Consider the following 22,704-nt stretch of genomic DNA (forward strand, 5'->3'; position numbering starts at 1 on the left):
CATGGCTAAGACGTTATATGAAAAGTTGTTCGATGCGCACGTTGTTTACGAGGCACCAAACGAAACCCCGCTGCTGTACATTGACCGTCATCTGGTACACGAAGTGACCTCACCTCAGGCATTTGACGGCCTGCGCGCGCACAAGCGTCCGGTACGTCAGCCGGGTAAAACCTTCGCGACGATGGATCACAACGTTTCCACCCAGACCAAAGACATTAACGCCTCGGGTGAGATGGCCCGTATCCAGATGCAGGAGCTGATTAAGAACTGCAATGAATTTGGCGTTGAGCTGTACGACCTGAACCATCCGTATCAGGGCATCGTCCACGTGATGGGGCCAGAACAGGGTATCACCCTGCCGGGCATGACCATCGTCTGCGGTGACTCCCATACCGCGACCCACGGCGCGTTTGGCGCTCTGGCATTCGGGATTGGCACGTCCGAAGTGGAACATGTGCTGGCAACGCAGACCCTGAAGCAGGGCCGCGCCAAAACCATGAAGATTGAGGTGAAGGGTAAAGCCGCACCTGGCATTACCGCGAAAGACATCGTCCTGGCCATCATCGGTAAAACCGGCAGCGCAGGCGGTACCGGCCACGTCGTTGAGTTCTGCGGCGACGCTATTCAGGCACTGAGCATGGAAGGTCGCATGACCCTGTGCAACATGGCCATTGAGATGGGCGCAAAAGCCGGGCTGGTCGCGCCGGACGAAACCACCTTCAACTATGTGAAGGGCCGTCTGCACGCGCCGAAAGGTCAGGATTTTGACGACGCGGTAGCCTACTGGAAAACCCTGACAACCGACGATGGGGCAACGTTTGATACCGTTGTCACGCTGCAGGCAGAAGAGATTGCGCCTCAGGTGACCTGGGGCACCAACCCGGGTCAGGTGATTTCCGTCAACGACAGCATCCCTGACCCGGCCTCCTTCGCCGATCCGGTCGAGCGCGCCAGTGCGGAAAAAGCGCTGGCCTATATGGGGCTGAAGCCTGGCGTGCCGTTGACCGATGTCGCCATTGATAAAGTGTTTATCGGCTCCTGCACCAACTCCCGTATCGAAGATTTGCGTGCCGCCGCCGAAATTGCCAAAGGCCGTAAAGTGGCACCAGGCGTGCAGGCGCTGGTGGTTCCTGGCTCCGGTCCGGTGAAGGCCCAGGCAGAAGCCGAAGGTCTGGATAAGATCTTTATCGAAGCGGGCTTCGAGTGGCGTCTGCCTGGCTGCTCCATGTGTCTGGCGATGAACAATGACCGCCTGAATCCGGGTGAGCGCTGCGCCTCCACCAGTAACCGTAACTTTGAAGGCCGTCAAGGCCGCGGTGGTCGCACCCATCTGGTCAGCCCGGCAATGGCCGCCGCTGCGGCAGTCACCGGCCATTTCGCCGATATTCGCAGCCTGAAATAAGGAGACAATCATGGCAGAGAAATTTACCCAACATACGGGCCGGGTTGTCCCGCTGGACGCCGCTAACGTCGATACTGACGCTATTATTCCAAAACAATTTCTGCAGAAGGTGACGCGTACCGGCTTTGGCGCGCACCTGTTTAACGACTGGCGATTCCTGGACGATAAAGGCGAAGTGCCTAATCCGGAATTCGTTCTGAACTTCCCGGAATACAAAGGCGCCTCCATTTTGCTGGCGCGGGAAAACTTTGGCTGCGGCTCATCCCGTGAACACGCGCCATGGGCGCTCACCGACTACGGCTTTAAGGTGGTCATTGCCCCAAGCTTCGCGGATATTTTTTACGGCAACAGCTTCAACAACCAGCTTCTGCCGGTGACGCTGAGCGATGAACAGGTCGATGAATTGTTCGCGCTGGTTAAGGCGAATCCGGGCATTTCGTTTGAAGTGGATCTGGAAGCGGAAGTGGTGAAAGCCGGGGATAAGTCCTACAGCTTCAGCATTGATGCCTTCCGCCGTCACTGCATGCTGAACGGCCTGGACAGCATTGGTTTAACTCTCCAGCACGAAGCGGCGATTGCCACTTACGAACAAAAACAACCCGCATTTATGAAATAATCCTCCGGCCTGCAGTGTACTCTGCAGGCCGTGTTTTATCCCAATGCTCATCTTCCTTCTGTAAATACTTCGCAAACCCAGCCAATAATGACGTTATATTTAATGTCAATTTAATGTTCCCTGCGCAGAATAATCGCTCAATCAGCTGGCAGCGGAAATTTATCATGGAAAAGAAAAATGGCAATGAGTCTCATCTCCGTTCTCATGAAATACAAAAATGCACAATAGTGAGCGTGATAACAAATAGTTTACTCACCGGCTTTCAGATAGTTGCAGGAATATTCTCAGGCTCACAGGGATTAATTGCTGATGGGATTCATTCTCTTTCCGATTTATCCTCTGACTTTGTCGTTCTGATTGCAAATAAAAAGAGTCAGAAAGCCTCTGATATCGATCATCATTACGGTCATCTGCGTTTCGAAAACGGTGCAAAGCTCATTATTGGCGCTATTCTGCTGCTTGTGGGAGTCGGGATGCTCTGGTCCGCAGGGAATAAACTGCTTCACCCCGAGACGCATCAGCTGGTGAAAGGGGCCGCTCTGTGGGTGGCGATACTGGCGCTGGTAGTGAAGGAAAGCCTGTTCAGATACATGTATGCCACGGGAAAACGTATTCAGTCCTCGCTGCTGATAGCCAATGCCTGGCATGCCCGCTCTGACGCAGCCTCGTCAGTGGTTGTCGCCATCGGTATTGCCGGGAATTTAGTGGGTTTTCACGCGATGGACCTGATTGCGGCCCTGATTGTTGGGATATTTATCGCCCATATGGGTTACAAATTCTCTGCTGATGCCCTGCACGACCTGATGGACCGTTCGCTTGAACCCGAGCTGGAGCATGATATCAAAACGTGTCTTCTCTCAACCGAGGGTGTCACCGGACTCCATGATTTAAAAACCCGCAAGATGGGCGATTTAGCCCTTGTCGATGTCCATCTGGAAGTTAACGGCGAATTAAGCGTAAAAGAAGGGCATCAGATTGCCGTCAATGCCAGAAACAATGTGATGCAAAAATTCAATGTGCTGAACGTGATGACGCATATTGATCCTGCTCGCTAATCGGAACGCATAAATACAGTGTGACGCAACCCACCGTTAAGGTTTCGTTAATTAATCTGCGTCACACTGCATCGCATCAGCTCTCTCATTATTGAGGTAAAAAGCGATGAACCCAACGCTACGCAATACGCTTCCCCATAAAGAAACACCCTTTCTTCGCGTACTGCACATTCTTGTGGCCGTACTGGTGCTGGTCCAGATCATCAATTCTAATTTCACCGATAGTGAAGCCCTCCACGACTCCGGGCTGAACGGAATTGTCACCTGGATGCATATTATTTCCGGGTTTGGTTTAATTTTTTGTGGCATTGCCATGATGGCATGGATGTTAACCCAGCGCGGATTTAAATATTACTTCGCCTGGCTGGCGCTGGATTTTCGCGGAATCGTTGACGATATTCGCACCCTCACGCAGCGTCAGCTTCCTGACGCGCATGCCGGCGGTATGGCGGCAACGGTGCAAGGTTTGGGCGTGCTGGCGCTGCTGGGCGTTGCACTCTGCGGCGCGGCCTGGTTCGTGCTGAACGCCACGCTCGGACCCGTTTCGTCCGTCACGGAATCCGCCTTATATTTGCATAAATTCCTGACGGTCTTTATTGAAACATATTTCTGGGCACACGGTTTCATGGGCCTCGTTCATATGTACCTGACGCTACGCGCGCAGCGTAAATATCAGTGTTCAGAATAAACCGGAGACCGGCGTTCCCGGGCTCCGTTTCATTCATTCGATCACACGTCCTTTACGCGGCAGGTCAGCAGAAGCGTCACGACAGAGAGCGCCGCAATCATCCAGTAGACAGACGCATGCCCATAGCTTTGCGCCAGCGCCCCCTGAATCACGCCTGCCAGAATCACCCCGGTTGAAATACTGTTGGTAAAAAGCGTGGTCGCCGAGCCGGCACGACCGGGCATGAGATCCTGAAACCAGAGCATGCCGATCCCGGCAACAATCCCGATAAACACGGCGTTAAACAGCTGCAGCGCCAGCAACGCTTCACGCGAATGGAAAAGGATCAGCCCCGCGTAGAACAGCACTCCGGCCGCCACGGCAACGATCATCATCCGACGCTTTCCAAAGCGCTTAACGTAGTAACCCGCCAGAATCATCGCCGGAATCTCCAGCCCGGCGGCGGTTCCCATTAAGATCCCCGCGAGTTTGTCCGGTAAACCCAGATCGCTGCTGATCCACAGCGGCATATCGATAATGTACATCGTGTTGCAGGTCCACATCAGCGTGGAGGCAATAAACAGCATGCGGACGTTTTTATCCTGCCAGCCGCTCACCTCGGTGACAGGTTTATCCGTTGCCTGTTCAACGCGCGCCACGGACGGCAGCGCGAAGGCAATCAATGCCAGGCTGATGACAAAAATCCCGGCGGCGATGGAGAACATGGTGGTAAAGCCGTAGTTCAACGCAAGCATGAAGGCCAGCGGCGGACCAATGACCCACGCCAGCGAGAGCTGGGCACGCATCACCGAGCTGAACATCACCACTTCCCGTGCCGAGTTATCCGCATATTCACGGGCCAGCGCGAAAAGCTGTGGCATGGCGGTGTTCGCCAGTGACGCCAGCAGCACGCCGCAGGTAATGAGCGTCAGATAATGACGGTTAAAGGCGAAGAGCAGCGCGTTGCCCACCGCCATGGCGCAGCAAAAGAGGATCAGCCTGCGGCGATCGCCCTGGCTGTCCGATCGTTTCGCCAGCGCGAGGCTGACCAGGATCCCGGCAATGGCGTTAACGGTATAAAACAGGCCGACCCAAAACGGCTGTGCCCCCACCTCGCGGCTGAGAAACAGGCTAAGCGTCGGCGCCTGCAGCGCCCCCGCCACGCCCATCATAAAGGCCACCAGCATAAAAGCGGCATACACGCCGTTCAGGCGTCGCCCCATCGTCATCAACCACAGCATGCGCAAGTCCTTGTGAAAGCGAATCAAAATCGGGTGAAAGAATAAACGAAAAAAGCCAGCAAAAACATTTTGCTGGCGGGTGATAAGCACCAATACTCAGTCACACATGATCGAGGCGAGTTAGCGGGAAGAGGTCGGTGTTGTAACGTCCCACTGCATCAATTCTTCTAACGTTTTCAGCCGTTGCTCTGCACACTGGCGGGCCAGCCAGGACGATCCTTTTGTCGCTGAAAAGTACTGCTGATAAAACTGACGTGCGGTAGACCTCTTCATAATTTACCTCCTCACTTCATCGAGGAGAATTATTGGCCTAATATAGGGATAAATAAATTGCTGGTTTTTTGTCAGGAGTTCCCCTTTTATGCCTTCCGGTCGTCTGCAACAACAGTTTATCCGCCTCTGGCAGTGCTGCGAGGGGCAATCGCAGGAGACCACGCTCAACGAGCTGGCTGACCTGCTTAGCTGTTCCCGCCGTCATATGCGTACGCTGCTCAACACCATGCAGCAACAGGGTTGGTTAAGCTGGGAAGCTGAGGCGGGACGCGGCAAACGTTCGCGGTTGACCTTTCTCTATACCGGGCTGGCGTTGCAGCAGCAGCGCGCGGAAGACCTGCTCGAGCAGGACCGCATCGATCAGCTGGTTCAGCTGGTGGGCGACAAAGCCGCCGTACGCCAGATGCTGGTTTCCCATCTCGGACGCAGTTTTCGTCAGGGTCGGCACATCCTGCGGGTGCTCTACTATCGTCCAATGAAAAATCTGCTGCCCGGCACGGCGTTACGCCGCTCAGAAACCCATATGGCCCGGCAAATCTTCAGCGGTCTGACGCGGATAAATGAGGAAAACGGGGAACTGGAAGCGGATATCGCGCACCACTGGCAGCAACTTTCTCCGCTTCACTGGCGCTTCTTTTTACGCCCCGGCATTCACTTTCACCATGGTCGCGAGCTGGAGATGCACGACGTCATCGCCTCTCTGGAACGCGTCCGAAGGCTGCCGCTCTACTCGCATATTTCGCGTATCCACTCCCCCACGGCCTGGACGCTGGATATCGAGCTGTCGCAGCAGGATAAGTGGCTTCCCTGGCTGCTGGGCTACGTGCCGTCGATGATTTTGCCCGGCGAGTGGGAATCGATGAACAATTTTGCCAGCCTGCCGATTGGCACCGGGCCCTATTCCGTGTCCCGCAATAACAGCAACCAGCTGAAAATCCGCGCGTTCGATGACTACTTTGGCTATCGGGCGCTGATCGACGAAGTCAACGTGTGGGTATTGCCGGATCTCAATGAAGACCTGAGCTGCGGGCTGACGCTTGAAGGCCCCACCACGGGAGAAAAAGCCGTGGAGAGTCGCCTGGAGGAGGGATGCTACTATCTCCTCTTTGACCGCCGCACCCACCGCGGGGCAAACCAGGCCGTCCGCAAGTGGATCAGCCACGTGTTGTCCCCTGCCAATCTGATCTACCATGCGGAAGCGCAGTACCAGACATACTGGTTCCCGGCCTACGGCCTGCTTCCGCGCTGGCACCACGCCCGCCCGTCGCACTGCGACAAGCCCGCAGGGCTGGAGTCTATCACCCTGACCTACTACCGCGAGCACGTGGAGCATCGTTTTATCGCGAGGATCATGACACGCCTGCTGGCAGCCGAAGGAGTAATGCTGGAGGTCAAGGAAGTTGACTATGACGAGTGGCACCAGGGGGATATCACCAGTGATATCTGGCTTAACAGCGCCAACTTCACCCTGCCGCTCGATTTCTCGCTCTTCTCGCACCTGTATGAAGTCCCGCTGATCCAGCACTGCATCGACCGTGACTGGCAGCAGGATGCCGCCCAGTGGCGCGCGGGCGAGATGAATCTTGCCGTGTGGTGCCAGCAGCTACTGGCCGAACAGACCATCGTCCCGTTGATCCACCACTGGCTGATGATCCAGGGCCAGCGCAGCATGCGCGGCCTGCGGATGAATACCCTGGGCTGGTTTGATTTTAAATCCGCCTGGTTTGCGCCCCCGGAGCCATAACGCTTTCGTAATATTCACCAAATCATTACAATAGCGCCGTTCTCAACGGGGTGCTGCATCACAGATGTGCGCTGAGATAATACCCGTCGAACCTGATCCGGATAACGCCGGCGAAGGGATTTGAGGCTGTCGCTCAAAATCCTTTGCCACTCAACTTTGAGGTGCAAAGTGTTAAAAAAAGTTCTCCCCCTGCTGGCGCTGTTTGCGCTGCCTGCTTTTGCGAAGCCCGTCCTGACGGTCTACACCTATGACTCCTTCTCTGCCGACTGGGGCCCTGGCCCGGCAGTCAAAAAAGCCTTTGAAGCCGACTGCAACTGCGAGCTGAAGTTCGTGGCGCTGGAAGATGGCGTTTCGCTACTCAACCGTCTGCGCATGGAAGGGAAAAACAGCAAGGCCGACGTGGTGCTCGGGCTGGATAACAACCTGCTGGAAGCCGCCTCGCAAACCAAACTGTTTGCCAAAAGCGGCGTCGCGGCCGATGCCGTTAACGTGCCTGGCGGCTGGAAGAACGACACCTTTGTGCCGTTCGATTACGGCTACTTTGCTTTTGTTTATGACAAAAATAAGCTGAAAAACCCGCCGAAGAGCCTGAAAGAACTGGTGGAAAGTGACCAGAAATGGCGCGTGATTTATGAAGATCCGCGTACCAGCACGCCGGGGCTGGGCCTGCTGCTGTGGATGCAAAAGGTCTACGGGGATAAAGCACCGGAAGCGTGGCAGAAGCTGGCCGCCAAAACCGTCACCGTGACCAAAGGCTGGAGCGAAGCCTATGGCCTGTTCCTGAAAGGCGAAAGCGACCTGGTGCTGAGCTACACCACCTCCCCGGCATACCACATTATCGCCGAGAAGAAAGACAACTACGCTGCGGCTAATTTCGCTGAAGGGCACTACCTGCAGGTGGAAGTGGCCGCGCGTACCGCCGCCAGCAAACAGCCGGAGCTGGCCGAGAAGTTCCTGAAATTCATGGTTTCACCGGCGTTCCAGAATGCCATTCCCGCAGGCAACTGGATGTATCCGGTCGCTAACGTTGCGCTGCCACCAGGTTTTGAGCAGCTGACCAAACCAACAACCTCGCTGGAGTTTACGCCGCAGCAGGTCGCCGCGCAGCGTGCAGCATGGGTAAGTGAATGGCAACGCGCCGTCAGCCGTTGATTCCCGGCTGGCTACTTCCCGGGCTGCTCGCCGCCATAGTGATGGTGGTGGTCAGCCTGGGGGCTTTTCTTGCACTGTGGTTCAACGCGCCAGAGAGCGATCTGCTCGCCCTCTGGCACGACAGTTACCTCTGGCACGTGATCCAATTCTCCTTCTGGCAGGCGTTTCTTTCTGCCCTGCTCTCGGTGATCCCGGCCATTTTTCTGGCGCGCGCCCTGTATCGGCGGCGTTTCCCCGGCAGGCAGGCCCTGCTGCGCCTGTGCGCCATGACGCTGATCCTGCCCGTGCTGGTGGCGGTATTCGGCATTTTGAGCGTTTACGGTCGCCAGGGCTGGCTGGCATCGCTGTTCGGCCAGCTTGGTCTGGAATGGTCATTCTCGCCTTACGGACTGCAGGGCATCCTGCTGGCACACGTCTTTTTCAATATGCCGATGGCAACGCGCCTCTTTTTGCAGGCTCTGGAGAACATTCCCGGCGAGCAGCGCCAGGTTGCCGCCCAGCTCGGCATGCGTGGCGTGTCGTTCTTCCGCTTTGTCGAATGGCCGTGGCTGCGCCGCCAGATCCCGCCCGTGGCGGCATTAATCTTCATGCTCTGCTTTGCCAGCTTTGCCACCGTGCTGTCGCTCGGCGGCGGGCCGCAGGCCACCACCATTGAGCTGGCGATTTACCAGGCGCTGAGTTACGACTACGATCCCGGTCGCGCCGCGCTGCTGGCGATAGTCCAGATGGCATGCTGCCTTGCCCTGGTCCTGTTGAGCCAGCGGCTGAGTAAAGCCATTCCTGCAGGCAGTCACCAAATAACCGGCTGGCGCGATCCGCAGGACAGCCTGCACAGCCGCGTCAGCGATTTTGTCCTGATCGGGCTGGCGCTCCTGCTTCTGTTGCCGCCGCTGCTGGCCGTTATCGTTGACGGACTGAACCTCAATCTCCTGTCTGTCCTGCAACAGCCCGTCCTCCGGCAAGCCACCTGGACCTCGCTGCGTATCGCGCTGGCTGCCGGATTACTGTGCGTCATCCTGACCATGATGCTGCTGTGGAGCAGCCGTGAGCTTTACGCCCGCCAGGCGCAAAAAGCCGGACAAATGCTGGAGCTGACGGGCATGCTGATTCTGGCGATGCCGGGGATCGTGCTGGCGACGGGCTTCTTTTTGCTGTTCAACAGCACCATCGGCCTGCCGGAAAGCGCCGACGGCATCGTGATCTTTACCAACGCCTTAATGGCCATCCCTTATGCGCTCAAGGTGCTGGAAAACCCGATGCGCGACGTCAACAGCCGCTACAGTTTGCTGTGCCAGTCGCTGGGCATGCAGGGCTGGCAGCGGCTGAAGGTGGTCGAACTGCGCGCGCTAAAACGTCCGCTGGCACAGGCGCTGGCGTTTGCCTGCGTGCTCTCTATTGGAGACTTTGGGGTCGTGGCGCTGTTCGGCAATGACGATTTCCGCACGCTGCCCTACTGGCTCTATCAGCAAATCGGCTCTTACCGCAGTCAGGACGGCGCGGTCACCGCGCTGTTACTGCTGCTGCTGTGCTTTGCCTTATTTACCGTTATTGAGAAACTTCCGGGGCGTGATGTTAAAACTGACTGATGTAACCTGGCTTTATCAGCATCTGCCGATGCGCTTCACGCTCTCCGTGCGCCAGGGAGAGATGATCGCCGTGCTTGGCCCAAGCGGCGCAGGAAAAAGCACGCTGCTTAATCTGGTTGCGGGTTTTCTGCAGCCGGCAAGCGGATCGATCGTCATAAATAACCGGGATCATACCCACACGCCGCCCGCAAAACGTCCTGTCTCAATGCTGTTTCAGGAAAACAACCTGTTTACCCACCTGACGGTGCGGCAAAACATCGCGCTGGGAATGCACCCGGGACTCAGGCTGAACGATGACCAGCGCCATAAGCTGGAGATCATTGCCGCACAGATGGGGATCACCGGGTTTATCGACAGGCTGCCGGGCGAGCTCTCCGGCGGCCAGCGTCAGCGCGTGGCGCTGGCACGTTGTCTGGTGCGCGAACAGCCGATACTGCTGCTGGATGAGCCGTTCTCGGCGCTCGATCCCGCGCTGCGTCAGGAGATGCTGGCCCTGGTGCAGGAGGTCTGTCAGCGCCAGCAACTGACGATGCTGATGGTTTCGCACAGTATTGAGGATGCCGCACGGATTGCGCCGCGATCGGTGGTCGTTGCTGAAGGGCGAATTGCGTGGGATGGGAAGACGGAAGAGCTGCTCAGTGGTCAAGCGGGGGCGTCTTCACTGTTGGGCATTCGCGCGGTCTGATGCCCTCTCCCACGGGGAGAGGGAAATAGTCCTTAACGACTGACCACTTTCAATAAAATCTCACCGTACACCGGCATCAGCGGGTGACGAATCAGCGCCACCAGAGCCACCGCCGCCACGCCCAGCGTTAGCGGGGCCAGCCAGAGCAGGCGAGTACGCGGGAGGTAGCGCGTCAGGCGATCGATATTCGCTTTCCCGCTGCGCCACAGCCGCCAGCAGAGCCATGCCGCCAGCCACAGTAGCACAGCCGTGCCCAGCAGCAGCCACTTAAACTCACCGCTTTGCATACCGTCAGGAATATCAATGGCAGCACCCGCGAGGATCCCCGGCAGGAAGTAGAACGGCGGCCAGAAGACGCAGCCGATAATGTTTGGCACCACGAATTTCGCGACGGGCAGATCCAGCATCCCCGCCACCATCGGCACCAGCGGACGCGTTGGCCCAACGAAGCGGCCGACGAGGATGGTAAACATGCTGTGCTGGTGCAGCGCATGCTCGGTCTTATCCAACAAGGCTTTGTTCTTTTTCATGAACGACCAGCGGTGCAGCGGCTTCTTAAAGCGCCAGCCCAGCCAGAAGGAGATCCAGTCGCCCAGCAGGCAGCCGATAATCCCGGCCAGCCACGCCTGCCAGAAATTGACCTCACCGCTGCCGATCAGCGCGCCAAGCCCCGCCATCATCACGGTGCCGGGCAGGATCAGCCCAACCAGCGCCAGCGACTCCAGAAACGCCACCAGCGCCACGGCGATGAGTGAGTACATAACGGACTGGGTAATAAAATGTTCCAGCAATGCCTGCATAACTATTCCGGTCAGAAAACGAATCAGCGATTCTGCTTAGCGCCCCGCACCGCGTCAAGGCAACAATTGTCTGAATAGTTTACAGGTTGCTTCCCGCATTCACCTGTTTGTTTATCTTTTTTTACCGTTTATTCACATCCCGCGCGGAATTCACTCGGGCTGGCACCGGTACATTTTTTAAATACGCGGGAGAAATAGAGCTGATCCTCAAAGCCCACGTTGCGCCCCACGGTGGCGATGGGCATCCGGGTGGTGCTGAGCAGCAGCTTCGCCTGGCTGATCCGCTGGTCCTCGCGCCAGCTCAACACGCTGACGCCCAGCTGCTGGCGAAACAGATGCGACAGACGCGACGGCGAAAGGCAGACGTGCTGGGCAACGCTGGCGATATCAAACTGGCTGTCAGCAAGGTGGTCGCTGATGTACTGGCAGGCGTCGCGCACGCGGTTATCCAGCGGGGGATTAAGCGACTCGTTAATCGCTTCCATGCGGCGCAGCAGCAACTGTTCGAGCAGGTTAATCGCCAGCAGTTCAGCGTAACGACCACCGGCCTGTCCCGCCTCGATAATCTGCGCAAAAAGCTCGCGAAACTGCGCCAGATGAACCTCATCCGGGCGATAAAAACCGGTGTGCGCAAAAATAGCCGGCCAGGAAAGCCACTCCTGCCAGTAGGCGCGCGGACGGAAATAGACCCACTGGTGATACCACTCTTTGGCATCCGGATGACGGCCATAGTGGTGGATCTCCCCCGGCGGGAACAGCAGGATATCGCCGGGACGGCAGACAAAGTGCTGGTCACCGTTCTTGATGATCCCTTCCCCTCGCACGGTCAGGTTGAGGATATATCCTTTCATCCCGAGCGGTCGGTCGACGTAAAAGTCGAGATATCCCTCAGCCTCGATAGGGGTCAGTCCCGCCACAAGGTGCGCGTTAAACGAGTATCCCGGCAGCAGGGGATCGTTTTGCGTTTCGGCCATAGATTCAGTTCTCCCAAGGGTCCTGAAGGAAACCAATTGTCCATATCATTAAAAGCAGCTTAAAAATGGCCCGCGAAAAGATCCAAAAAGCATCACGCCGCTTTTACGTCCGCCATGTTTCAGCCTTTCCCCCTGATTTCTCCGCCTGAGCAGGCAGATAAGCAGTAACAAAAGTGTCTATAAGTGCGGCAGAAATGTCCACATTGAATATTTGCACGGCGTCACACTTTCCGTTGTAACAGCAATTTAGTCCATAAGATTAGCGGATCCTGCCTGACGACTTTTGTCCCCAGTCTCTAATGTTCTTCCATACCTCTTTTTTCGATGGAGCAACACCATGGCAATTGCGATTGGCCTCGATTTTGGCAGCGACTCGGTTCGCGCGCTGGCAGTGGACTGTACGTCCGGCCAGGAGATAGCAACCAGCGTTGAGTGGTACCCGCGCTGGCAAGAGGGGCGCTACTGCGATGCGCCAAACAACCAGTTCCGCCACCACCCGCGTGACTACATTGAGTCGATGGAAGCGGCGATCAAAACCGTCCTGGCTGAACTGACGGACGCCCAGCGGGCTGAGATTGTCGGCATTGGCGTCGACAGCACCGGCTCCACGCCAGCCCCTGTGGATGCCGAAGGCCGCGTGCTGGCGCTGCGTCCTGAGTTTGCCGACAACCCGAACGCCATGTTCGTGCTGTGGAAAGACCATACCGCCGTGGAAGAGGCCGAAGCCATCACCCGCCTGTGCCATCAGCCGGGCAAAACGGACTACTCGCGCTACATCGGCGGGATTTATTCCAGCGAATGGTTCTGGGCCAAGATCCTCCACGTCAGCCGTGCCGACGCCGCCGTCGCGCAGGCTGCGGCGTCATGGGTTGAGCTGTGCGACTGGGTGCCTGCCCTGCTCTCCGGCACCACGCGTCCACAGGATATCCGCCGCGGTCGCTGCAGTGCCGGGCATAAATCCCTGTGGCATGAAAACTGGGGCGGCCTGCCTCCGGCCGCGTTCTTCGATGAGCTCGACCCGATCATCAACAAGAGCCTGACATACCCGCTGTTTACCGACACCTTTACCGCCGATATTCCCGTCGGCACCCTCTGTGAGGAGTGGGCGACGCGTCTCGGTCTGCCGCAAAACGTGGCGATCTCCGGCGGCGCGTTTGATTGCCATATGGGCGCCGTGGGCGCGGGCGCGCAGCCAAACACGCTGGTCAAAGTCATCGGGACCTCCACCTGCGACATCCTGACGGCGGATAAAGCCACCGTCGGCGACCGCGCGGTAAAAGGCATCTGCGGCCAGGTGGACGGCAGCGTGGTGCCGGACTTTATTGGCCTCGAAGCCGGTCAGTCAGCGTTTGGCGATATCTACGCCTGGTTTGGCCGCGTGCTGGGCTGGCCGCTGGATCGGCTGGCGGCGGCGCATCCTGAACTGAAAACCCAGATAGCCGAGAGCAAAAAGCAGCTTCTGCCGCAGCTCACCGAAGCCTGGGCAAAAAATCCGTCTCTCGAACATTTGCCGGTGGTGCTGGACTGGTTTAACGGCCGCCGCACGCCGTTTGCCAACCAGCGTCTGAAAGGGGTGATCGCGGATCTCAATCTGGCGACCGACGCGCCTGCGCTGTTCGGCGGACTGATTGCCGCCACCGCCTTTGGTGCCCGCGCCATTATGGAGTGCTTCACCGAGCAGGGCATCGACGTGAACAACGTGATGGCGCTGGGCGGCATCGCCCGTAAAAACCCGGTGATCATGCAGGCCTGCTGCGACGTGCTGAACCGTCCGCTGCAGATTGTGGCCTCCGATCAGTGCTGCGCGCTGGGCGCGGCGATTTTCGCCGCCGTGGCCGCAGGCGTTCATGCGGATATCCCGACCGCGCAGCAGCACATGGCGAGCGCCGTCGAAAACACACTCCAGCCGCGTACTCAACAGGCACAACGCTTTGAACAGCTTTATCAGCGCTACCAGCAATGGGCAAAAAGCGCCGAACTTCACTATCTCCCTGTCGCCGCCCCGGCCAAAAGCACCGCGGACACTACGGCAACCCTGACCCATTAAGGACACGATGATGACCATTTTTAATAATTATGAAGTGTGGTTTGTAATTGGCAGCCAGCATCTGTACGGACCGGAAGCGCTGCAGCAGGTGACGAAACATGCGGAGCACGTCGTTAACGCGCTGAACGCGGAAGCCAAACTGCCGTGCAAACTGGTGCTGAAACCGCTGGGCACGACGCCGGATGAAATTACCCACATCTGCCGCGACGCCAACTACGACGATAAATGCGCCGGCCTGGTGGTGTGGCTGCACACCTTCTCACCCGCCAAAATGTGGATCAACGGCCTGTCTATCCTCAACAAACCGCTGCTGCAGTTCCATACCCAGTTCAACGCCTCCCTGCCGTGGGACAGCATCGACATGGACTTTATGAACCTGAACCAGACCGCGCACGGCGGCCGCGAGTTCGGCTTCATCGGCGCGCGTATGCGTCAGCAGCACGCGGTGGTCACCGGCCACTGGCAGGATGGCAAGGCGCAACAGCGTATCGGCTCCTGGATGCGTCAGGCGGTCTCTAAACAGGACACCCGCCACCTGAAAGTGGTACGTTTCGGGGACAACATGCGTGAAGTGGCGGTCACCGACGGCGACAAAGTGGCCGCGCAGATCAAGTTCGGCTTCTCCGTGAATACCTGGGCCGTGGGCGACCTGGTGCAGGTGGTGAATGAAATCAGCGACGGCGACGTGAGCGCGCTGGTGGACGAATACGAAAGCAGCTACCGCCTGACGCCTGCGGCACAAATCAACGGCGACAAGCGTCAGAACGTGCTGGACGCGGCGCGCATCGAGCTGGGCATGAAGCGCTTCCTGGAACAGGGCGGCTTCCACGCCTTTACCACCACCTTTGAAGATCTCCACGGCCTGAAACAGCTGCCGGGTCTGGCGGTACAACGTCTGATGCAGCAGGGCTACGGCTTTGCGGGCGAAGGCGACTGGAAAACTGCCGCTCTGCTTCGCATCATGAAGGTGATGTCGACCGGTCTGCAGGGCGGCACCTCCTTTATGGAGGACTACACCTACCACTTCGAAAACGGCAACGACCTGGTGCTCGGCTCGCACATGCTGGAAGTGTGTCCTTCCATCGCGGTAGAGGAAAAACCGATCCTCGACGTGCAGTACCTCGGCATCGGCGGTAAAGCCGATCCGGCGCGTCTGATCTTCAACACCCGCACGGGCCCGGCCATCAACGCCAGCCTGATCGACCTCGGCGATCGTTTCCGCCTGCTGGTGAACTGCGTCGATGCGGTTGAAACGCCACATTCTCTGCCGAAACTGCCGGTCGCCAACGCCCTGTGGAAAGCACAGCCTGACCTGCCAACCGCCTCAGAGGCCTGGATCCTGGCCGGTGGCGCGCACCACACGGTGTTCAGCCACGCGCTGGATCTGAACGACATGCGTCAGTTCGCCGAGCTGCACGACATCGAGCTTACCGTGATTGATAACGATACCCGCCTGCCCGCCTTCAAAGACGCGCTGCGCTGGAATGAAGTCTATTACGGTTCAAAACGCTAAGCCCTGAATGCCCGGTGGCACTGCGTTTACCGGGCCTACGGTTTCGTAGGCCGGATAAGCGAAGCGCCATCCGGCAGGAGACAACTATGTTAGACGATCTCAAACGTCAGGTGCTCGAAGCCAACCTGGCGCTGCCGAAACATAATCTGGTGACCCTGACCTGGGGCAACGTCAGCGCCGTTGATCGGGAAAAAGGCGTGTTCGTGATTAAGCCTTCCGGCGTGGATTACACGGTGATGACCGCAGACGATATGGTGGTTGTCAGCCTCGAGACCGGCGAAGTGGTGGAAGGCAACAAAAAACCGTCCTCCGATACGCCCACTCACCGCCTGCTCTATCGGTCATTCCCGACCATCGGCGGCATCGTGCATACCCATTCGCGCCATGCCACCATCTGGGCGCAGGCGGGCCAGTCCATCCCGGCGACCGGTACCACACACGCGGACTACTTTTACGGCACCATTCCCTGCACGCGTCTGATGACCGATGCAGAAATCAACGGTGAGTATGAGTGGGAAACCGGCAACGTGATTGTCGAAACCTTCGAAAAACAGGGGATCGACGCGGCGCAGATGCCCGGCGTGCTGGTGCACTCCCACGGCCCGTTTGCCTGGGGGAAAAACGCGGAGGACGCGGTGCATAACGCCATCGTGCTCGAAGAGATCGCCTATATGGGGATCTTCTGTCGCCAGCTGGCACCGCAGCTGCCGGATATGCAGCAAACCCTGCTGGATAAGCATTACCTGCGCAAGCACGGTGCGAAGGCCTACTACGGGCAGTAAGCTGTATATAAACCCAGCATTAAAATCTTAACCAGGCTATAATCAGGCCTGGTTTTGTTTTCTGGGATAACGGCGTGGCGCAGGCGCAAGAAGGTTTTTTACTGACCCGACACTGGCGGGATACCCCTCAGGGCACCGAGGTCGCGTTCTGGCTGGCGACAGACAACGGTCCGCTGCACGTTACGCTGCCCCCGCAGGAATCCGTGGCCTTTATTCCTGAAGCCCACGTCGAAAACGTGAAACAGCTGCTGCGCGGCGAAAACGGCTGGCGCATTACCCCGCTTGAACTGAAAGATTTCCACCGCCAGCCGGTTTACGGCCTCTACTGCCGCGCCCATCGACAGCTGATGCGCTATGAAAAACTGCTCCGCGAGGCGGGCGTGACGCTCTACGAAGCCGATATCCGCCCACCGGAGCGCTTTCTGATGGAGCGGTTTATTACCGCCCCCGTCTGGGTCGACGGCACCGCGCATAGCGGCAGCCTCGTTAATGCGCGCCTGAAGCCGAACCCGCACTACCGCCCACCGCTGAAGTGGGTCTCCCTGGATATCGAAACCACCCGTCACGGCGAACTGTACTGCATTGGCCTGGAAGGCTGTGGCGATCGGGTTGTCTATATGCTTGGGCCGCCGAATGGTGATGCCACCGCGCTGGATTTCCGGCTTGAGTACGTCAACAGCCGCCCGCAGCTGCTGGAGAAGCTTAACCAGTGGTTTGCCGACTACGATCCCGATGTTCTGATCGGCTGGAACGTGGTGCAGTTTGACCTGCGCGTGCTGCAAAAACACGCCGAGCGCTACCGCATCCCGCTGATGCTTGGGCGCGGCAACAGCGAGCTGGAATGGCGCGAACACGGTTTTAAGAATGGCGTTTTCTTCGCACAGGCTAACGGCCGCCTGATTATTGACGGCATCGAGGCGCTCAAATCCGCCTTCTGGAGCTTCTCTTCCTTCTCCCTTGAAGCAGTGGCGCAGGAGCTGCTTGGCGAAGGTAAATCCATCGATAACCCCTGGGACAGAATGGACGAGATCGACCGGCGCTTTAACGAAGACAAGCCCGCGCTCGCCACCTATAACCTGAAAGACTGCGAGCTGGTCACGCAGATATTCCACAAAACCGAGATTATGCCGTTCCTGCTGGAGCGCGCGACGGTTAACGGCCTGGCGGTCGACAGGCACGGTGGCTCGGTTGCCGCCTTTAGCCATCTCTACTTTCCCCGAATGCACCGGGCAGGTTATGTCGCCCCTAACCTCGGGGACGTGCCGCCGCAGGCCAGCCCCGGCGGCTACGTCATGGATTCCCGGCCAGGATTGTATGACTCCGTTCTGGTCCTGGACTACAAAAGCCTGTACCCGTCGATCATCCGTACCTTCCTGATCGATCCCGTCGGGCTGGTTGAGGGCCTGGCCCAGCCGGATGATGAGCACAGCACCGAAGGCTTCCTCGGCGCACGCTTCTCGTGGGAAAAACACTGTCTGCCTGACATCGTGGGAAACATCTGGAACGGCCGCGACGAGGCCAAGCGCCACGGTAACAAGCCGCTATCACAGGCGCTGAAAATCATCATGAACGCCTTTTACGGCGTGCTGGGCACCAGCGCCTGTCGCTTCTTTGACCCGCGCCTGGCGTCGTCGATCACCATGCGCGGGCACGAGATCATGCGCCAGACCAAAGCGCTGATTGAATCCCGGGGCTATGACGTCATCTACGGCGACACCGACTCCACCTTTGTATGGCTTAAGGGCGCGCATTCGGAAGAAGACGCCGCGCAAATCGGTAAAGCGCTGGTCGCCTTCGTGAACGACTGGTGGCAGAAACATCTGCAGAAAGCGCGGTTAACCAGCGCGCTGGAGCTGGAATTTGAAACCCATTTCGCCCGCTTTTTAATGCCCACCATTCGCGGTACCGATCAGGGCAGCAAGAAGCGCTACGCCGGGCTGATTCAGGAAGGCGACGCGCAGCGGATGGTATTTAAAGGGCTCGAGACAGTCCGTACCGACTGGACGCCGCTGGCGCAGCAGTTCCAGCAGACGCTCTATCTTCGGGTGTTCCGCAATGAGCCCTATCAGGACTATGTGCGCGAGACGATAGCCAGCCTGATGGCGGGCGAACTTGACGCGCAGCTGGTGTACCGCAAGCGCCTGCGCCGCCCGCTGGCGGAGTACCAGCGTAACGTTCCTCCGCACGTACGCGCCGCGCGTCTCGCGGATGAAGAAAACGTACGCCGCGGCCGCGCGCCGCAGTATCAAAACCGGGGGACCATCAAATACGTCTGGACCATTAGCGGCCCGGAACCCGTGGATTATCAGCGTTCTCCGCTGGATTACGAACACTATCTGACGCGTCAGCTTCAGCCGGTTGCCGACGGAATTTTGCCCTTCATCGACGATGATTTTGCTACACTAGTGACAGGGCAACTTGGCCTATTTTGACGCGTGACGAAATGGCTGCCATCCAGTACCATAGCGCCCTTTCCATTCCCGGACCCATTTTTCGATGACCGTCTTTTTTGACGGGGGTCGAACTATTGCCTGCAATTAAAGATTAGAGCCGAACAACTATGCCTTTTACACTTGGTCAACGCTGGATCAGCGATACAGAAAGCGAACTTGGATTAGGAACCGTCGTAGCAATCGATACGCGTATGGTTACCCTCCTCTTCCCAGCCACCGGTGAAAACCGTCTGTACGCTCGCAATGACTCCCCTGTTACCCGCGTGATGTTTAATCCGGGTGACACCGTGACCAGCCATGACGGCTGGCAGCTCAAGATTGAAGACGTAAAAGAAGAGAATGGACTGCTCGCCTACATCGGGACTCGTCTGGACACCGACGAGGCCAATGTTATCCTGCGTGAAGTGCTGCTCGACAGCAAGCTGGTGTTTAGCAAGCCGCAGGACCGCCTGTTTGCCGGGCAAATCGACCGTATGGATCGCTTCTCGCTGCGCTATCGCGCGCGTAAGTTCCAGAGTGAACAGTACCGCATGCCGTGGAGCGGCCTGCGCGGCCAGCGCACCAGCCTGATCCCCCACCAGCTGAACATCGCCCATGACGTGGGCCGTCGCCACGCGCCGCGCGTGCTGCTGGCAGATGAAGTGGGTCTGGGTAAAACCATCGAAGCGGGCATGATCCTGCATCAACAGCTGCTTTCCGGCGCTGCCGAACGCGTGCTGATTGTGGTGCCAGAAACCCTGCAGCACCAGTGGCTGGTTGAGATGCTGCGCCGCTTTAACCTGCGTTTCTCGCTGTTCGACGACGAACGCTATGCCGAAGCGCAGCACGATGCGGACAACCCGTTTGAAACCGAACAGCTGGTGATTTGCTCCCTGGACTTCGTGCGCCGCAGCAAGCAGCGTCTTGAGCACCTGTGCGATGCTGAATGGGACCTGATGGTGGTCGACGAAGCGCACCACCTGGTCTGGAGCGAAGATGCGCCGAGCCGCGAATATATGGCTATCGAGCAGCTTGCCGAGCGCGTGCCTGGCGTCCTGCTGCTGACCGCAACGCCGGAGCAGCTGGGGCTGGAAAGCCACTTTGCCCGTCTGCGCCTGCTCGATCCAAACCGTTTCCACGATTTTGCGCAGTTTGTGGAAGAACAGAATAACTACCGTCCGGTCGCGGATGCCGTCGCCATGCTGCTGGCGGGCAAGCGTCTTTCAAATGACGAACTCAACACCCTGAGCGATCTGATTGGCGAGCAGGATATCGAGCCGCTTCTGCAGGCCGCGAACAGCGAGAGCGACAACGCGGAATCCGCGCGCAAAGAGCTGATCGACATGCTGATGGACCGCCACGGCACCAGCCGCGTGCTGTTCCGAAACACCCGTAACGGTGTCAAAGGCTTCCCGAAACGCGAGCTGCACACCATCAAGCTTCCGCTGCCGACGCAGTATCAGACGGCGATTAAAGTATCCGGCATTATGGGCGCGCGCAAAACCCAGGAAGAGCGCGCCCGCGACATGCTTTATCCGGAACAAATCTACCAGGAATTTGAAGGCGATACCGGCACCTGGTGGAACTTCGATCCGCGCGTGGAGTGGCTGATGGGCTACCTGACCGCGCACCGCTCCCAGAAAGTGCTGGTGATCTGCGCCAAAGCGGCCACCGCGCTGCAGCTGGAGCAGGTCCTGCGCGAGCGCGAAGGTATTCGTGCCGCCGTGTTCCACGAAGGCATGTCCATCGTCGAGCGCGACCGCGCCGCGGCGTGGTTCGGCGAAGAGGACAGCGGCGCACAGGTTCTGCTGTGCTCGGAAATCGGCTCTGAAGGCCGTAACTTCCAGTTCGCCAGCAACCTGGTGATGTTCGATCTGCCGTTTAACCCCGATCTGCTGGAGCAGCGTATCGGCCGTCTGGACCGTATTGGTCAGGCGCATGATATTCAGATCCACGTGCCGTATCTGGAAAAAACCGCGCAGTCCGTGCTGGTACGCTGGTTCCACGAAGGTCTGGACGCGTTTGAACATACCTGCCCGACGGGCCGCACCATTTACGATCAGGTGCATGGCGATCTGATCGGCTACCTGGCCGCGCCGGAAAACACCGACGGCTTTGACGATCTGATTAAGTCCTGCCGCGAGAAGCACGACGCGCTGAAAACGCAGCTGGAACAGGGTCGCGATCGCCTGCTGGAGATCCATTCCAACGGCGGTGAAAAAGCGCAGGCGCTGGCAGAGAGCATCGAAGAGCAAGATGACGATACCAGCCTGATTAGCTTCTCCATGAACCTGTTCGATATTGTCGGTATCAACCAGGACGACCGTGGCGAGAACCTGATTGTCCTGACCCCGTCCGATCACATGCTGGTACCGGATTTCCCGGGCCTGCCGGAAGATGGCTGTACCATCACCTTCGAGCGTGACGTGGCGCTGTCCCGCGAAGATGCCCAGTTTATCACCTGGGAACACCCGCTGATCCGTAACGGTCTGGACCTGATCCTCTCCGGCGATACCGGCAGCAGCACCATCTCCCTGTTGAAAAACAAGGCGCTGCCGGTGGGCACCCTGCTGGTAGAGCTGATCTACGTTGTGGAAGCGCAGGCGCCTAAACAGCTGCAGCTCACCCGCTTCCTGCCACCAACGCCGGTCCGCCTGCTGCTGGACAAAAACGGCACGAACCTGGCCGGACAGGTCGAGTTCGAAAGCTTCAACCGACAGCTGAGCGCGGTGAACCGCCATACCGGCAGCAAGCTGGTTAACGCGGTCCAGCAGGACGTGCACGCTATTCTGCAACTGGGCGAAACCCAGATTGAGAAAGCGGCCAGAGCGCTGATTGACGCTGCGCGCAGTGAAGCCGACGAGAAACTGTCCGCGGAGCTGTCCCGTCTGGAAGCGTTAAAAGCCGTCAACCCGAACATTCGTGACGACGAGCTGGCGGCGATTGAAAGTAACCGTCAGCAGGTGCTGGAAAGCCTGAATCAGGCGAGCTGGCGTCTGGATGCCCTGCGTCTTATCGTTGTGACGCATCAGTAAACGGAGCGCAAGATGGTGATGGAGCCTTACAATCCGCCGCAGGATCCCTGGCTGGTCATTCTGTATCAGGATGAACACATTATGGTGGTCAACAAGCCCAGCGGCCTGTTGTCCGTGCCGGGGCGTCTGGATGAGCACAAAGACAGCGTGATGACGCGCATTCAGCGCGATTATCCGCAGGCGGAGTCTGTCCATCGCCTGGACATGGCTACCAGCGGCGTGATTGTGGTGGCGTTAAATAAAGCGGCGGAACGCGAGTTAAAACGCCAGTTCCGCGAGCGCGAGCCGAAAAAGCAGTATGTCGCCCGCGTCTGGGGCCACCCCGCTCAGGCGGAAGGGCTGGTGGATTTACCGCTGATCTGCGACTGGCCGAACCGGCCAAAGCAAAAGGTGTGTTATGAAACTGGCAAGGCCGCGCAGACCGAGTATGAAGTGCTGGAGTATGCGCCGGATAATACCGCGCGCGTCCTGCTAAAACCGATTACCGGACGTTCACACCAGCTGCGCGTGCATATGCTCGCTCTGGGTCATCCGATTCTGGGCGACCGGTTTTACGCGCCGCCTGAAGCGCTGGCCTTAGCGCCACGTCTGCAGCTGCACGCGCAGACGCTCACCATCACCCATCCGGCCTTTGGTAACGCAATGACGTTTAAAGCCCCGGTGGACTTCTAAAAAAAAGCCCGACATCGTCGGGCTTTTT

General features: G+C 58.1%; 18 protein-coding genes and 1 riboswitch. Of the genes, 14 read left to right on the forward strand and 4 right to left on the reverse strand.

The features are described 5' to 3' along the window. Position 1: 1 nt before the first annotated feature. The 4 genes from leuC to P349_RS14115 all read left to right on the forward strand — a co-directional run bounded on the left by leuC (position 2) and on the right by P349_RS14115 (position 3,761). Entirely contained in the window at positions 2-1,402 is a 1,401-nt protein-coding gene (gene leuC / locus P349_RS14130; RefSeq protein ID WP_032649821.1) for a 3-isopropylmalate dehydratase large subunit, read from the forward strand. A gap of 10 nt (positions 1,403-1,412) precedes the next feature. After that, complete coding sequence (gene leuD, locus P349_RS14125) at positions 1,413-2,018, forward strand: 3-isopropylmalate dehydratase small subunit (RefSeq protein WP_032649823.1); 606 nt, start codon at positions 1,413-1,415, stop codon at positions 2,016-2,018. A gap of 164 nt (positions 2,019-2,182) precedes the next feature. Then, entirely contained in the window at positions 2,183-3,073 is an 891-nt protein-coding gene (locus tag P349_RS14120; RefSeq protein WP_032650075.1) for a cation diffusion facilitator family transporter, read from the forward strand. 106 nt (positions 3,074-3,179) lie between these two features. Next, positions 3,180-3,761 carry a cytochrome b/b6 domain-containing protein gene (locus tag P349_RS14115; RefSeq protein ID WP_032649825.1) on the forward strand — a complete coding sequence of 194 codons (582 nt, stop codon included), beginning with the start codon at positions 3,180-3,182 and terminating at the stop codon, positions 3,759-3,761. Between the two features lie 41 nt (positions 3,762-3,802). Here P349_RS14115 and P349_RS14110 read toward each other — a convergent pair whose 3' ends face one another. Together P349_RS14110 and sgrT are read right to left on the reverse strand one after the other, a co-directional pair. After that, complete coding sequence (locus P349_RS14110) at positions 3,803-4,981, reverse strand: sugar efflux transporter (RefSeq protein ID WP_032649827.1); 1,179 nt, start codon at positions 4,979-4,981, stop codon at positions 3,803-3,805. A gap of 120 nt (positions 4,982-5,101) precedes the next feature. After that, on the reverse strand, positions 5,102-5,254 hold the full coding sequence (gene sgrT / locus P349_RS14105; protein WP_032644049.1) for a glucose uptake inhibitor SgrT: 153 nt from the start codon (positions 5,252-5,254) through the stop codon (positions 5,102-5,104). Positions 5,255-5,342: 88 nt separating this feature from the next. Here sgrT and sgrR point away from each other — a divergent pair, with 88 nt between their 5' ends. From sgrR to thiQ, 4 genes are all read left to right on the forward strand, one after another. Next, the gene (gene sgrR / locus P349_RS14100) at positions 5,343-6,998 is read left to right on the forward strand and encodes an HTH-type transcriptional regulator SgrR (RefSeq protein ID WP_032649829.1); all 1,656 of its coding nucleotides are present in this window, start codon (positions 5,343-5,345) and stop codon (positions 6,996-6,998) included. Positions 6,999-7,034: 36 nt separating this feature from the next. Beyond that, a riboswitch (TPP riboswitch) is annotated at positions 7,035-7,135 on the forward strand. A gap of 31 nt (positions 7,136-7,166) precedes the next feature. Continuing rightward, positions 7,167-8,150 (forward strand): thiamine ABC transporter substrate binding subunit, encoded by a 984-nt coding sequence (thiB, locus tag P349_RS14095; protein ID WP_032649831.1) that lies wholly within the window; start codon positions 7,167-7,169, stop codon positions 8,148-8,150. After that, positions 8,126-9,736: a thiamine/thiamine pyrophosphate ABC transporter permease ThiP gene (thiP, locus tag P349_RS14090; RefSeq protein WP_032649833.1), complete on the forward strand. Its 1,611-nt coding sequence runs from the start codon at positions 8,126-8,128 to the stop codon at positions 9,734-9,736. Before thiB ends, thiP begins: the two co-directional genes overlap by 25 nt. Further along, positions 9,720-10,421, forward strand: coding sequence for a thiamine ABC transporter ATP-binding protein ThiQ (gene thiQ, locus P349_RS14085; protein WP_032649835.1), 702 nt, complete (start codon positions 9,720-9,722; stop codon positions 10,419-10,421). Before thiP ends, thiQ begins: the two co-directional genes overlap by 17 nt. 32 nt (positions 10,422-10,453) lie before the next feature. Here thiQ and P349_RS14080 read toward each other — a convergent pair whose 3' ends face one another. Then, positions 10,454-11,221 carry a DedA family protein gene (locus P349_RS14080; protein WP_024907441.1) on the reverse strand — a complete coding sequence of 256 codons (768 nt, stop codon included), beginning with the start codon at positions 11,219-11,221 and terminating at the stop codon, positions 10,454-10,456. A 128-nt stretch (positions 11,222-11,349) separates the two neighbouring features. Further along, the gene (gene araC / locus P349_RS14075; protein WP_032649837.1) at positions 11,350-12,195 is read right to left on the reverse strand and encodes an arabinose operon transcriptional regulator AraC; all 846 of its coding nucleotides are present in this window, start codon (positions 12,193-12,195) and stop codon (positions 11,350-11,352) included. Positions 12,196-12,532: 337 nt separating this feature from the next. Here araC and araB point away from each other — a divergent pair, with 337 nt between their 5' ends. The 6 genes from araB (at position 12,533) to rluA (ending at position 22,676) form a co-directional block, all read left to right on the forward strand. Further along, positions 12,533-14,242, forward strand: a complete 1,710-nt coding sequence (gene araB, locus P349_RS14070; protein ID WP_032649840.1) for a ribulokinase — start codon at positions 12,533-12,535, stop codon at positions 14,240-14,242. Positions 14,243-14,252: 10 nt separating this feature from the next. Next, positions 14,253-15,755 carry an L-arabinose isomerase gene (araA, locus tag P349_RS14065; protein WP_032649842.1) on the forward strand — a complete coding sequence of 501 codons (1,503 nt, stop codon included), beginning with the start codon at positions 14,253-14,255 and terminating at the stop codon, positions 15,753-15,755. Positions 15,756-15,841: 86 nt separating this feature from the next. Beyond that, on the forward strand, positions 15,842-16,537 hold the full coding sequence (araD, locus tag P349_RS14060) for an L-ribulose-5-phosphate 4-epimerase (protein ID WP_024907438.1): 696 nt from the start codon (positions 15,842-15,844) through the stop codon (positions 16,535-16,537). A gap of 74 nt (positions 16,538-16,611) precedes the next feature. Beyond that, positions 16,612-18,969 carry a DNA polymerase II gene (polB, locus tag P349_RS14055; RefSeq protein ID WP_032649843.1) on the forward strand — a complete coding sequence of 786 codons (2,358 nt, stop codon included), beginning with the start codon at positions 16,612-16,614 and terminating at the stop codon, positions 18,967-18,969. Between the two features lie 128 nt (positions 18,970-19,097). Continuing rightward, complete coding sequence (gene rapA, locus P349_RS14050) at positions 19,098-22,004, forward strand: RNA polymerase-associated protein RapA (RefSeq protein ID WP_032649845.1); 2,907 nt, start codon at positions 19,098-19,100, stop codon at positions 22,002-22,004. Positions 22,005-22,016: 12 nt separating this feature from the next. Then, on the forward strand, positions 22,017-22,676 hold the full coding sequence (rluA, locus tag P349_RS14045) for a bifunctional tRNA pseudouridine(32) synthase/23S rRNA pseudouridine(746) synthase RluA (RefSeq protein ID WP_008502014.1): 660 nt from the start codon (positions 22,017-22,019) through the stop codon (positions 22,674-22,676). Positions 22,677-22,704: the final 28 nt, after the last annotated feature.

It is taken from the genome of Enterobacter sp. DC4 (genome assembly GCF_000568095.1).
In the GTDB taxonomy this organism is placed as follows: domain Bacteria; phylum Pseudomonadota; class Gammaproteobacteria; order Enterobacterales; family Enterobacteriaceae; genus Enterobacter; species Enterobacter pseudoroggenkampii.